Annotated in this window: 12 protein-coding genes and 1 tRNA gene; 5 read left to right on the plus strand and 8 right to left on the minus strand. The window is 62.1% G+C overall.

The window, feature by feature from the left end; translation table 11 throughout:
- Nucleotides 1–145: 145 nt before the first annotated feature.
- Nucleotides 146–1,435 carry an amidohydrolase family protein gene (locus P3T24_RS08890; RefSeq protein ID WP_429433864.1) on the minus strand — a complete coding sequence of 430 codons (1,290 nt, stop codon included), beginning with the start codon at nucleotides 1,433–1,435 and terminating at the stop codon, nucleotides 146–148.
- Nucleotides 1,436–1,511: 76 nt separating this feature from the next.
- Complete coding sequence (gene dinB, locus P3T24_RS08895; RefSeq protein ID WP_429433867.1) at nucleotides 1,512–2,747, minus strand: DNA polymerase IV; 1,236 nt, start codon at nucleotides 2,745–2,747, stop codon at nucleotides 1,512–1,514.
- Here dinB and P3T24_RS08900 point away from each other — a divergent pair.
- Together P3T24_RS08900 and P3T24_RS08905 are read left to right on the plus strand one after the other, a co-directional pair.
- Entirely contained in the window at nucleotides 2,746–3,132 is a 387-nt protein-coding gene (locus tag P3T24_RS08900) for a hypothetical protein (protein WP_429404469.1), read from the plus strand. The genes dinB and P3T24_RS08900 overlap by 2 nt on opposite strands.
- Before the next feature lie 138 nt (nucleotides 3,133–3,270).
- The gene (locus P3T24_RS08905) at nucleotides 3,271–3,990 is read left to right on the plus strand and encodes an aspartate/glutamate racemase family protein (RefSeq protein ID WP_429433870.1); all 720 of its coding nucleotides are present in this window, start codon (nucleotides 3,271–3,273) and stop codon (nucleotides 3,988–3,990) included.
- Nucleotides 3,991–4,026: 36 nt separating this feature from the next.
- Here the strand turns inward: P3T24_RS08905 and P3T24_RS08910 are convergent, their stop codons facing one another.
- From P3T24_RS08910 to P3T24_RS08935, 6 genes are all read right to left on the minus strand, one after another.
- Nucleotides 4,027–5,388 (minus strand): AAA-associated domain-containing protein, encoded by a 1,362-nt coding sequence (locus P3T24_RS08910; protein WP_074264137.1) that lies wholly within the window; start codon nucleotides 5,386–5,388, stop codon nucleotides 4,027–4,029.
- A gap of 89 nt (nucleotides 5,389–5,477) precedes the next feature.
- Nucleotides 5,478–7,229 (minus strand): ABC transporter permease, encoded by a 1,752-nt coding sequence (locus tag P3T24_RS08915; protein WP_429404463.1) that lies wholly within the window; start codon nucleotides 7,227–7,229, stop codon nucleotides 5,478–5,480.
- Between the two features lie 100 nt (nucleotides 7,230–7,329).
- The gene (locus P3T24_RS08920; protein ID WP_166660733.1) at nucleotides 7,330–7,470 is read right to left on the minus strand and encodes a hypothetical protein; all 141 of its coding nucleotides are present in this window, start codon (nucleotides 7,468–7,470) and stop codon (nucleotides 7,330–7,332) included.
- Nucleotides 7,471–8,117: 647 nt separating this feature from the next.
- A complete protein-coding gene (locus P3T24_RS08925; protein ID WP_074264135.1) occupies nucleotides 8,118–10,016 on the minus strand; it encodes a potassium transporter Kup in 1,899 nt (632 codons plus the stop codon).
- A 550-nt stretch (nucleotides 10,017–10,566) separates the two neighbouring features.
- A tRNA-Met gene (locus P3T24_RS08930) sits at nucleotides 10,567–10,643 on the minus strand.
- Nucleotides 10,644–10,712: 69 nt separating this feature from the next.
- A complete protein-coding gene (locus tag P3T24_RS08935) occupies nucleotides 10,713–11,000 on the minus strand; it encodes a hypothetical protein (RefSeq protein WP_074264134.1) in 288 nt (95 codons plus the stop codon).
- A 240-nt stretch (nucleotides 11,001–11,240) separates the two neighbouring features.
- Here P3T24_RS08935 and P3T24_RS08940 point away from each other — a divergent pair, with 240 nt between their 5' ends.
- The 3 genes from P3T24_RS08940 to xth all read left to right on the plus strand — a co-directional run bounded on the left by P3T24_RS08940 (nucleotide 11,241) and on the right by xth (nucleotide 13,284).
- Nucleotides 11,241–11,687, plus strand: a complete 447-nt coding sequence (locus P3T24_RS08940) for a response regulator (RefSeq protein WP_083611389.1) — start codon at nucleotides 11,241–11,243, stop codon at nucleotides 11,685–11,687.
- Nucleotides 11,688–11,856: 169 nt separating this feature from the next.
- Nucleotides 11,857–12,090 carry a hypothetical protein gene (locus P3T24_RS08945; protein ID WP_429404460.1) on the plus strand — a complete coding sequence of 78 codons (234 nt, stop codon included), beginning with the start codon at nucleotides 11,857–11,859 and terminating at the stop codon, nucleotides 12,088–12,090.
- A 417-nt stretch (nucleotides 12,091–12,507) separates the two neighbouring features.
- Nucleotides 12,508–13,284 carry an exodeoxyribonuclease III gene (gene xth / locus P3T24_RS08950; RefSeq protein WP_074264132.1) on the plus strand — a complete coding sequence of 259 codons (777 nt, stop codon included), beginning with the start codon at nucleotides 12,508–12,510 and terminating at the stop codon, nucleotides 13,282–13,284.

Genomic DNA, 13,284 nt, shown 5'->3' on the forward strand with positions numbered 1-13,284 from the left:
TTTGCGCGCCTATTGGCGCGGCTTCTGGAGAAAACCGGTGCCCTGCTCACTCAAGCAGGCACCGGTTTTTTATTGCGGGTGCTGCCCGTATCGCCAGCGTTACCTGTGACGAACGTTGCTCACGTTGACGTTACCCACGCTAACGTTACTCACGCCGCAGCTTGAAATCGACCTCCCCCGGTCGACCATCGAGCGCAAGCGTCGCCCGCGCAGCGGGCGAGCGGGCCACCACCTTGCCACGCCGTACCACCGCCAGCCGCGCCGCGCGCAGACGGATGGCTTCGACCGGATCGCGCGCATCGAGTAACACGAGATTCGCCTCGCATCCCGGCGCGATGCCATAACCTTCGAGCCCGAGAATCCGCGCTGCATTCACCGTCACCGCATCGAAGCACGCATGCATCGCGTCGACGCCGGTCATCTGTGCGACGTGCAGCCCCATGTGGGCCACCTCGAGCATATCGCCCGAACCAAGGCTGTACCACGGGTCCATCACGCAGTCGTGGCCGAATGCCACCGTGATACCCGCAGTCATCATCTCCGGCACGCGTGTCATGCCGCGGCGCTTCGGATAGGTATCGCTGCGGCCCTGCAACGTGATGTTGATGAGCGGATTGGCGATCGCCGACACGCCCGAATCGCGCATCAGCGGCAAGAGCTTGCTGACGTAGTAGTTGTCCATCGAGTGCATCGAGGTCAGATGCGAACCCGTCACGCGTCCCTGCAAACCAAGCCTGTGCGTCTGCGCAGCCAACGTTTCGATGTGACGCGAAAGCGGGTCGTCCGATTCGTCGCAATGCATGTCCACGCGCAAGCCCTGCTCCGCCGCGTATTCGCACAGGATGCGCACCGACTCCGCGCCATCCGCCATGGTCCGCTCGAAGTGCGGGATGCCGCCGACCACATCGACACCGAGCGCAATTGCCCGCTTCAGATTGTCGAAGGCACCCGCGCTACGCAAAACCCCGTCTTGCGGAAAGGCCACCAGTTGCAGGTCGAGGTACGGCGCGACGCGCCGCTTGACCTCGAGCAACGCTTCGACGGCCAGCAGGCTCGGATCGCACACGTCGACATGGCTGCGAATCGCCAGCAGACCGCGCGCCACCGCCCAGTCGCAGTACTGCAGCGCGCGCTCGATCAGAGCCTCCTGGGTCAACTGAGGTTTCAGTTCGCCCCACAGCGCAATGCCTTCGAGCAGCGTGCCGGACGCATTGACGCGCGGTAGCCCGTAGGACAGCGTCGCGTCCATATGAAAATGCGGGTCGACGAAGGGCGGCGTGACGAGCGAACCGGCGGCGTCGATTTCTTCTGGGGCGCTCGCAGCAAGATGCGGTTCGACCGCGATGATGCGCCCCGCCTCGATGCCGATATCGACCGGCTCTCTATATTCGGAGGCACTACGCGGCAGGCTGGCACGGCGGATGATCAGGTCCATGTCTCGCTCCTTTGACTGCCATCGATTCTATCGGCGTCAGAAAGGCCTTGGGGGCGACTAAACGACAACTGGACGACTATTCGGCAGAATCGTCCGGAGGCGCTTGCTCCGGCGCTTCGATGACCTCATCCGCCGGCTCTTCATCGAACAGCTCGAACTGCCCGTGCTGGGCAAGATGCTCTTCCTCGAGCCGCACGCCCACACCCAGCAGCCGCACCGCCTGGTTGCGGCGCGCAAAGCCCTTTTCCAGCAACGCGAGAAAGGTCGGCAGATGGGTAACCTCGCCGACGCATTCGACCGTAGTGCGCTGAAAATCGGCGAAGCGGATCTTCACGAACAGCTTGCGCACGGCCGCTGCCGCCTCGGCGCGCGCAATCCGTACGTCCAGTTGTTCGGCCAGACGCCGCAGTTCCGCCGCGCACTCTTCGAGCGTGCGCAGATCCGTGACGTAAGTCGTCTCCACGCTCACCGATTTGCGCTCCCGGTCCGAGCGCACGGGCCGGTCGTCGATGCCGCGCGACAACTCGTAGAGCCGCCTGCCGAACACGCCGAACTGACGATGCAGATCGACGAGCGGCCACTCGCGCAACTGGGCGCAAGTCACGAGCCCGAGCTTTTCGAGCTTCGCCGCCGTCACCTTGCCCACCCCGAAAATCTTGCGCACCGGCAATGCGGCGACGAACGCGTCAACCTCGTGCGGCCGCACCACATAAAGACCGTCGGGCTTGTTCCAGTCGGAGGCGATCTTGGCGACGAACTTGTTGGGCGCCACGCCGGCCGACACCGTCACGCCGACCGTCTCACGGACACGCTTGCGGATCTCGTTAGCCATCAGCGTGGCGCTGCCTTTACAGCGCTCGGTGTGGGTGACGTCCAGATAGGCTTCGTCGAGCGACAGCGGTTCGACCTCAACAGCGTAATCGCGGTAGATCGCCATGATCTGGCGCGAGGCGATGCGGTATTTCTCCATGGTCGGCGGGATGAGCAGCAAATCGGGACACTTGCGCAACGCCATTGCCGACGACATGGCCGAATGCACGCCAAAGCGCCGCGCCTCGTAGTTGCAGGTGGCCACCACGCCGCGATGATCGGGCCGCCCGCCCACTGCCAGCGGCCGGCCGCGCAAGGACGGTTCGTCGCGCATTTCGACCGACGCGTAGAAACAGTCGCAGTCGCAATGGATGATCTTGCGCAAGGGCGGGGGCGGCGGCGAGGGCGAATCCGCCGGAGGAGAGTCGAGCTGGTTCAAGATGCATATACTGTACAAAAATACAGTAGTATTATCAAGAAGCTCACGGATCGTTACGCCCATGCCCTCTTCCATCCGCAACTCGCTACTCTGGATCTTCGACGCCTTCGAGCGCGATTCGACCTTCATCACCAAGCGGATGTTCGGCCTGGACGCCGCTTATATCGACGGCCTGTTGTGCCTGGTCGCGGGCGATCGCGACCGGCCGTGGAACGGCCTGCTGGTGTGCTCCTCGCAGGACAGGCACGCCGCGCTGATGGAGGAGCTGCCCGCCTTGCAGCCACACCCGGTGCTGGGAAAGTGGCTCTATGTCGCCCAGGACGATCCGGCGTTCGAAACCACCGTCGACGAGGTGACGGCGCTCGTGCTCGCCCGCGATCCGCGGATCGGCGTCGAGCCGAAGCCACGCAAGTCGCGCGGCAAAAAATCCACCCTGCCGAAGGCTTAGGATCAGTCAGGCCAGAGGCACGAATCCGCCGCCGCAACTCCCACCGTACCGGCGCAAGCGCGCCGATCCGTACCGCTTTCCAGCGCCCCGCCCGGCCTATACTCGTCGCTCACCCATACGCATCGGCAGGACAGGGATATGAAAACGATCGGCATCATCGGCGGCATGAGCTGGGAGTCATCCAGCGAGTATTACCGGCTGCTCAACCGCCACACTAAGGCGCGGCTCGGCGGCCACCACAATGCTCGCAGCGTCTTGCTGACCGTTGACTTCGCCGAAGTGGAAGCGCTCCAGCGCGCCGGCGACTGGGCCGCGCTCGGTACGCAGATGGCCGACGCCGCGCAGCAACTCGAACGCGGCGGCGCGGACCTCGTGATCCTCGCCACCAATACGATGCATCGGGTGTACGAGTCGATCGAACAAGCCATCTCGATTCCCTTCCTGCATATCGCCGACCCGACCGGCAGCGCTTTGCGCGAAGCTGGCGTCGAGCGTGTGGGGTTGCTCGGCACGCGCTATACGATGGAGCAGACGTTTTACACGGGACGCCTGAACGAACGCTACGCACTCGAAACGCTGACGCCGAACGAAGCCGATCGCGCGGAAGTGCATCGCATCATTTACGACGAGTTATGCCATGGCGTGGTCCACGAGGAATCACGGCGCGTCTATCAGCGCGTGATCGAGGACCTGGCCACCCGCGGGGCGCAGGCGGTGATTCTCGGCTGCACGGAGATCACGCTCCTGATCAAGCCGGAGCATGCCGCGTTGCCGGTGTTCGATACCACAGCGCTGCATGCGCAGGCTGCGGTCGACTGGGCGATCGAGGCGGACGCTCAGCGCGCAGCGGCACGCTGATGCCGCTGCGTTCTTTCAATAGCTGAATAACCGCGCTCAGGCCTCCACGTCCTCCAGACTGAACAGTTCGGTCTGGTCGTTGTACGAGAAGATCTCGCCATAGCGGCCCCAGTTGATCACCGCGTCGAGCGTCTCTTCGGCCGCGCTGTCCGTCAGGAAGTCTTCCAGTTCCTGTTCGAAACGCACACGCGGCGCACGATGCCCCGGACGTTCGTTGAGCACCGTCTTGATCCGGCTCGCAAGCGGCACGTGGCGCAGCAGATGCTCGGCGAACATCAGCTTGCGTTCCTGCGTGCCGAGTTCAGCGAACACGCGCGCAGGCGGCGTCAACAGAATGTCGCCTTCGCGGACTTCGGCGAAGCCCAGGTGCTGCAGCATTTCGGCGACCGGGAACAGATCGTCCACTTCGAGATGCAGCGAACGGGCAATTTCCGGCATGTCCGCACGGCCGTGGTAAGGCGCCATGGCGAGCATTTCGATCAGACCGGCCATCAGGTTGGTCGACACATGCGGCAGCAGGCTTCCCAGTTCCAGGCCCTTCCTGGTCGACTCACCAGCCTGACGCGCGGTCATTTTCGCGTAGATCTCGTCCACCAGCTTGCGGAACGCCGGATCGAGCCGGTTGCGCGGATGCGCAAATGGCACCTTGATCTCAGCCACCACTTTGCCGGGATTCGACGACAGCACCAGAATCCGGTCGCACATGAACACCGCTTCTTCGATGTTGTGCGTGACGATCAGGACTGACTTGATCGGCATACGGCCCTGCGTCCACAGATCCAGCAGGTCGGTACGCAGCGTTTCGGCGGTCAGCACGTCGAGCGCGGAGAACGGCTCATCCATCAGCAGCAGCGTCGGGTCGACCACCAGTGCGCGGGCGAAGCCCACGCGTTGCCGCATGCCGCCCGACAACTCGCGCGGATAAGCGTTCTCAAAACCGTCCAGACCGATCAGATCGATCGCCGCCAGCGCGCGTTCGCGGCGTTCGCGAGCACCGACGCCCTGCGCTTCCAGACCCGCTTCCACGTTCTGCAGAACCGTGAGCCAGGGGAACAGCGCGAAGGTCTGGAACACCATCGCCACGCCCTTGGCGGGACCGCTAAGCGGCTTGCCGAGGTAGTTCACATCGCCGCTGGTCGGTTCGATCAGGCCGGCGATGATACGCAGCAGCGTCGACTTGCCCGAGCCCGAGCGGCCCAGCATGCCGACGATCTCGCCTTCGCGCAGCGACAGGTTCACCCCGTCGAGCACCAGCAATTCGTCCTGGTTCTTGTCGAAGCCGCGGCTCACGTCGGTGACGCGCAGCACTTCTGCGCCAAGGCGTGCAGGCGTGGCCGGGATCTGAGTCTGCGGCGGCGTCGGAAACAGATCGGCCGAGACGATTTTAGGATTTAGCATGGTGGTCACTCTCACAATAAAACACCGTGTCGCCCTGCTTTTTTAAGCCCCTTCAAAGGGCCGAGGCGAAACGTCAGTTATAGGGGCGCTCAGTCGAGCCGCAGTTTGGATTCGGCATAGGCGTACATCGGACGCCACAACGTGCGGTTGAACAACGTCACGAACAGCGACATCACCGCAATGCCGAGAATGATCTTCGGGAAGTCGCCCGCCGCCGTGGTCTGCGCGATATACGAGCCCAGCCCGTGGGCCACCACCTTGGTATCGCCCCACTGCACATACTCGGCCACGATGCTCGCATTCCACGCGCCACCCGAAGCGGTAATTGCGCCCGTCACGTAGTACGGGAAAATTCCAGGCAGCATCGCCTTGCGCCACCACTGCCAGCCGCGAATGCTGAAGTTCTTCGAGACTTCGCGATAGTCGTTCGGATAGGCGCTCGCCCCTGCAATCACGTTGAACAGGATGTACCACTGGGTACCCAGCACGATCAGCGGCGACAGCCAGATATCCGGGTTCAGATGGAAGCGCACGATCACGATCACGAACACCGGGAACAGCAGGTTGGCCGGGAACGCGGCGAGGAACTGCGCGAGCGGCTGGATCTTCTCGGCCAGCGCCGGACGCAGCCCGATCAGCACGCCGATCGGCACCCAGATCGCCGACGAGATCGCGATCAGCAGCGCCACCCGCAGCAGCGTGATCAGGCCGAGCACGAAGACATGGCCCACTTCATCAAGCGTGACGCCGGTCCGCACATAGGCGACGACGCGATAGACGACGTAGAGCGTCAGGAGAATCACGAGGACGCCCCAGATGATGTCCCCCAGGCGCGACGACTTCTGGCGGCGCGGCATGCTGAACTTGAGTTGCCCCAGGCCTGGCAGACGCATGGGCATACGCGCCGTATTGGCGAACAGCTTGCCCATCGGCACGAGGCCGCGGTGAATCAGACGGGTGCGGCGCACGAGGTCGAGCAGCCAGGACTCCGGCGCGTTACCCGAACTGGTCGTTTCCATGCGGAACTTGTCGGCCCACGCGACGAGCGGACGGAACAGCAACTGGTCGTACGCGATGATCACGATCGTCATGGTCAGGATGACCCAGCCGATCGCATGCATGTTCTTGTCCGCGATCGCCTGCGCCAGGTAGGCGCCGATCCCCGGCAGCGTGATCGTGTTGTTGCCCACCGTGATCGCTTCGGAAGCCACCACGAAGAACCAGCCGCCCGACATCGACATCATCATGTTCCAGATGAGGCCGGGCATCGAGAACGGTACTTCGAGCTTCCAGAAGCGCTGCCAGCCGGTCAGGTGAAAGCCGCGCGAGACCTCGTCCAGATCGCGCGGTACCGAGCGCAGCGACTGGTAGAAGCTGAAGGTCATGTTCCAGGCCTGGCTCGTGAAGATCGCGAAGATCGCCGCCAGTTCGGCGCCCAGCACCCGCCCCGGAAACAGCCCGATGAAGAACGTCACCGTGAACGAAATAAAGCCGAGCACCGGCACCGACTGCAGGATGTCGAGAATCGGCACCAGCACTTTTTCGGCGCGGCGGCTCTTGGAAGCAATCGTGCCGTAGATCAGCGTGAACGCCAGCGACGCCGCCATCGCCGCCAGCATGCGCAACGTGGTGCGCAGCGCGTATTCGGGCAGGCTCGACGGGTCGAGCGAGATCACCTGGGTCTTGAGCGTCGACATCGGCGCGAGCGTCTGGTGAAAGCCAATCGCCGTGAAGGCGATCACGCAGATGATCAGCGGAAAGGCGACGAAGTCCCAGCCGTTGGGCAGCAAGCGCCAGGCGGACGCATTAGCGGTGCGGTTTAGATTGAAACTGAAATTCATCTGGCGTCTCGAACAAGGACAGCACACGTCAGCACCCTCCGCAGGGGCGTCTCATCGCGAACGACGAAACGCCCCTGCAGATGGCGCAGGAGCAAAGGAATCAGGAAAACAGGGACTTCAGGCTGTGCCAGAGCACGACTAACTTATGCGGTCCGCGGGCTTGCAGCGAAAGCATGGCGTCGTAGTGGACGCGCGCTTCCTGGACATGCGGGAGTTGCGACAGGAGGAGGCCGAAATTCATGGTATTGCTCCGAGCGTTGGCTTAACGCATTCAATGGAAGCCAGCAGACCCGGAGCGCCTGCGCATCAGCGGAGCGGCCCAGAAGTTCTACTCGCTTCCTTTAGACAAAGGGAAGGCATAGCGGCATAAGGGACAACTGTCAGGGTCTGGCACGGGGTGCTCCTTCAAAAACATGCGTAGCGGGAGCCCATAAGCAGGCGCGCGCAAACGCAGCCACGAGCGGCGCTCGCGACACGGGGCCATGCAAACGCGCGACAACGCTGCGTTCGTACGGCGCTATTTGAGGTGCACGGAGAGATTTACTACGGCGCGCACCGTCTGCCTGCTGGCATGACGGCGGCTAGAGAATTACAGCGCGGGCGTCCTGCCAATCAGGCGGCAAATCCGATCGAAGATCGACTACTGCTACTGTCCAAGGCATTTGCCCCATTTGTGATAACGGCCGAATTCTAGACATTTTGAGACTTGGAAGTCAACTTGATTCGCCAGGCAATGCCAACTCAACAGGATTGTGTTGCGCAGTGGCTTCAGAAGACGCAACACTGCTCGTCGTCTGCCTTTCAGGCGCTCAAAAACGGAAAGGATTCCGCAAGAGCGAGGGGCGCCGGTTCGAAAGACCAACCGGCCTGCCCCACCTTCGTCCCAACCTACAGATTGATCTGTCCGCCCAGTTCGACCACACGGTTTGCCGGCAAGCTGTAGTACTCGGCCGCCTGCGCCGCATTGCGGCCGAGGAATGCAAACAGCTTCTCGCGCCACAGCGCCATTTCCTTGCTCTCGCCGGTGGCAAGCACCGTATCGCGGGCAAGGAAGAACGAGGTGTCCGCCGGCTCGTATTCCCAGTCGGGGATCGCCTTGGCGACCAGCAACAAAACCGCCGGCACGTTCGGGATCTCCATGAAGCCATGGCGCACGTTGACCGCATAGCAGCCATAACCCATGTTCTCGACGGTGATTTTCTCCTCGTCGTGCACGTGCGGAACGTTCTCGGTCATGCCGGCCATGAAGATGTTGGTCCCGTGCATGACGCGGTTGTGCTTCAGATTGTGCATGAACGCAGAGGGTGTCATGCCGGCCACGCCCCCCGGGAAGACCGCCGTGCCTTCAACGCGCGGCGGCGGATGCGAGCCGCCGCACAGCGACTGGATCAGACCGGCGAGCGGAATATTGTCGGTCTTCATGCGCTCGACCACCAGCTCGCGGCCGCGGTGCCAGGTGGTCATCACCGTGAACAGCACGCCGCCCGCCAGCAGCGGGAACCAACCGCCTTCAGCGACCTTGCTGACGTTACTCGAGACGAACACCGCATCGACCAGCGCCAGCGGTCCGATCACCACGAAGGTGGCGAGCGGACTCCACTTCCACAGGGAGTGGGTGATGAAATACATCAGCAGCGTAGTCAGCAGCATGGTCGAGGCAACGGCAATCCCGTACGCCGCAGCCAGATTGTCCGAAGATTTGAAGAACACCACGAGGAACACCACCGCGGCGTACAGCGATACGTTGATGAACGGCACGTAGACCTGCCCGACTTCGTGCGTCGACGTATGGACGACGGGGATGCGCGGCAGGAAGCCGAGCTGGACCGCCTGCTTGGTCATCGAGAAGGCACCGGAGATCACTGCCTGCGAGGCGATGATGGTGGCGAACGTGGCAAGCACAACCAGCGGCACGAGCGCCCAGCCGGGCGCGGACTCGAAGAACGGCTGCTCGATGGTCGAGGGCCGCGCCAGCACCAGTGCACCCTGACCGAAGTAGTTGAGAATCAGGCTAGGCAGCACCAGCAGCAGCCAGGCAAGGCGAATCGGCTTCTTGCCGAAGTGCCCCATGTCGGCATAGAGCGCCTCGCCCCCCGTCAGCGCAAGGAACACCGAACCCAGCACCACGAACGCCGTGCCGGGCGCGCGCGTCACGAACGTCACGGCGTACAGCGGCGAAACCGCCTTGATGATGCCCGGGCCGGTCACGATGTGCAGCAGCCCCAACGCGGCCAGCGTGACAAACCAGACGATCATGATCGGGCCGAATACCTTGCCGACCGTCCCCGTGCCGCGCTTTTGCAGCTTGAAAAGACCCGTCAGGATGACCAGCGAGATCGGCACGATCCACGCGGTCAGTTTGGGGTCGACCAGCGTGACGCCCTCCACCGCCGAGATCACCGAAATGGCTGGCGTGATCATCGAGTCGCCATAGAACATCGCAGCACCGAATACGCCGAGCGTCAGCAGCACTTGCGACAGCCGCGCCGGCGCGACACGCGAGGCCAACGCGGTCAGGGCGAGAATGCCGCCTTCACCGTCGTTGTCGGCGCGCATCACGAAGCTCACGTACTTGAGCGTGACCACCATGATGATCGACCAGAGAATCAGCGAGACGATGCCGAACACATTCGTCTGGTTGATGCCGCCCGCGGCCTTCAGACATTCGCGCAATGTGTACAGCGGGCTTGTGCCGATGTCGCCGAACACGACGCCGATGGCGCCAAGCACGAGACTGGGCGCGGCGGCGGCTGTATGGGACGAGGGACTGGTGACAGATGAGGACATAGGGTGTCGTAAGTTAATTGAAATTAACGGCATGCCTGACCATATTGGCGACTGACGCAAATACGGCCCTCGCACCAGCGGAATATCTAGCTTCTAGCAGGTTCTTGATACAACGCGATGAAAATATTATGCGGCGATGATGGGATTGTGGGGAAACGGGTTCGAAAACCGCCCTACCGGAGCTTCCAGATGCCCCATATTGCAATTGCAAGAGCCAGCCCGAAACCACCGCCCAACAGGATGTATGTCGCCATTTCAACTTCCTCGAAACCAGGGTTGCCTCGGGACCGTACACCCTGACCGGACGCACAACCCGCAAGCGGCGAATAGTACCTTTGGTTCCTTTCAGAACCCATGACGGATTCGCCCCGGTCAATTGGGCATGCAGGCAGCCCCTTGTCCGTTGTGAACCCGCGCGCCGAGCAAATAAAAAGTCCTAAGGATTCCGTAATGGTCTCAATCGCTGATCGAACATAACATCCAGCAGCTACCGCCGCCATCCAATGAAAAAAGCCCGCGTGGCTTACGCCAGCGGGCTTTCCATGATGCTTGGTTGCGGGGGTAGGATTTGAACCTACGACCTTCGGGTTATGAGCCCGACGAGCTGCCAGACTGCTCCACCCCGCGTCAGAGGAAACGGATTGTATAGAGATGTCGGCATATCGTCAAACAATCGGGTGGATTATTTTCTTAACGTCAAAGATCGGCGACTGACGCCCCTTCCACTTTGCCGTCAATGATGTCTGCGCCGTACTGGCTCGCGCTGCGCTTGGCGATGCCGAAATCGGAGAACGTAGCAGGCCGCACGAGACGAAACACGCGGCTCGCCTTCGAACCGCTGATTGCCCCTGGCCGACACACGCGCACCGCAACGTCGTAGCCCTCGGCGTGCCGCTTGTGGCCATCGAACTTGTCGAACTCCCGCGAAAAAACCAGCGGGTGCACTTCGAAGTCCTTATAGAGCGCTGGGTACAGTTCAGCCATGGCAATTCCCCGGTTCATGAATATCGTCTCACTATACGCCCCGCCAGGGAGCGCCCCGGTATTTATTTTCCTGTCCGACCCCGCGGCGGCTTGACGCTGGCAGCGCGTCAGCGGGCTGCCATGCTCTTGCGGCACAATCCACTCACGGCGCGCGCGACCGGCCACGCAACAACGCATACAACCGGCACGCAACAGCGAGGAACGCGCGTTGCTCTGCCGAATTGATCTGGAGGAGGACACATGGACCCATTTGCACCGGCGCCGAAAGTCACGGTGTGGCGTATGCCGCGCCCCGCGTCTTTGCAGAACCATCTATTGATGATCGCCGACGACGACCAGCTCGCGTGCCAGTCCGCGGCGCAGGTTCTCCGGCTTGCCGGTTTCGAGGTATTGACGGCCTATAGCGGACAGGAAGCGCTGCGCCTCGCGCGGGCTGCCCAGCCGGCAGTGGCGATCCTCGACCTGTCGATGCGTATCGGCAATGGCTGGGACACCGCCACCACGTTGCGCGACGAGGCACAGGAGATGTTGCTGATCGCCCATACCGGATTCTCGACCCATTCCGAATGGCAGCGGGCCGAAAGCTGCGGCTTCGATGCGTACTTCGTGAAACCTTGCGACCACGATCGGCTGATCGGGTTGATCAGGGAATTCCTCGGCTCGTGCCCGCGCGCCAATTCAGATTGAAAGACAACGCCTCATGGGCGCTTCGTGCGCGGCGGTAGCGTAAGGTTTTCTATCGCACGTTCGTTGGCAGGCGCCACGAAAAATTCACGGGGTCAGGCTCGACGCTTGCTGGTCACGTCGGACAAAAGATGGCGACGATCCGATCAACTTTCGCTGTGGAGCAACACCTATGGAATGCGCGTACAAGTCATGCACGATCCACGTCTCAGCCGGCATTGAAAACGGCGAGATTGTCGGCAACGCGCGCATCGAGTTACCGCCCGGGCTCGAAGCCGGCGTCCCCGAAACACATGACATGATCTTCGCCCAGGGTTTCGTCGACGAGCACGAGGCCATCGAATTCGCCAGCGCGTGCGCCAAGGCGTGGGTGGACGAACACTGCGAAGAGCCGCCGGGCAGCTAAAAAAAAGCCGCGACCAGGTCGCGGCACAAACACACGTCGCGCGAAGATTGCTGCGCTTGATGCATCCTACCCAGGTCATCGCTGGGCGCAATCGGGTGTCTGGTCTGAGGGTTTGGCGACCGGCGCGAACCCCAGTCCTGGCGAGGGTTGCGGCCTCGTCAAGCGTGGCAGATTGATGTTGTGAAACTGCAACGGCGACGCGGCTCCGGCGGGCCGGAAAAAATGCCCGGTGGAAGAGAACGTCCCACGTTCCGTTTCGATCAATTGATTAGGATACCGACAGTATCAGCGAAGAGGCAGGCTCAACGCTGCGACTGCGATTTTCCGATTGCGAATGAGACGGTTATCATCTCGGTCAACAGTACCGAAATGGCCCCAGTTGCCGCCCCACTCCTCTTTCGAGCATCGACATCGCCAATGAAAATCGCCACCTGGAACGTCAACTCACTGAAAGTCCGCCAGCAGCATGTGATGGACTGGCTCGAAACGAGTCAGGTCGACGTGCTCTGCCTGCAGGAGCTCAAGCTGACCGACGACAAGTTCCCGCGCGCCGAATTCGAGGCAAAAGGCTACCGAAGCTGGTTCGCCGGCCAGAAGACCTATAACGGCGTGGGCATCCTCGTGCGCGACGGTTTGAACGTCGATGAAAGCACGATCGTGCGCAATATCCCGGGCCATGAGGACCCGCAGCAACGCGTGATCACCGCGACGATCGAAGGCGTGCGGATCATCTCCGCCTACTTCCCGAACGGTCAGGCGCCGGGCAGCGAGAAGTTCGCCTACAAGCTGGGCTGGCTCGCGGCGCTGCACGACTGGCTCATTGGCGAACTCGCGCAGCATCCGAAGCTCGCGCTGCTCGGCGACTACAACATCGCCCCGGAAGATCGCGACGTCCACGACCCGAAGGCCTGGGAAGGACAGAACCTCGTCTCGCCGGAAGAGCGCGCCGAATTCGTGCGCCTGATCGGACTGGGACTCGTCGATGCGTTCCGCCAGTTCGATCATCCTGAGAAAATCTTCTCGTGGTGGGACTACCGCATGATGGCGTTTCGCCGCAATGCGGGGCTGCGCATCGATCACATCCTGCTGTCACAGCCGCTTGCTGAAGTCTGCACGTCCTGCGATATCGACAAGGTGCCGCGCAAGTGGGAACAGCCGTCGGACCACGCACCCGTGGTTGCGCAGATTAACTGA

The organism is Paraburkholderia sp. GAS33 (assembly GCF_050436645.1).
Classification (GTDB): Bacteria; Pseudomonadota; Gammaproteobacteria; order Burkholderiales; family Burkholderiaceae; genus Paraburkholderia; species Paraburkholderia phenazinium_B.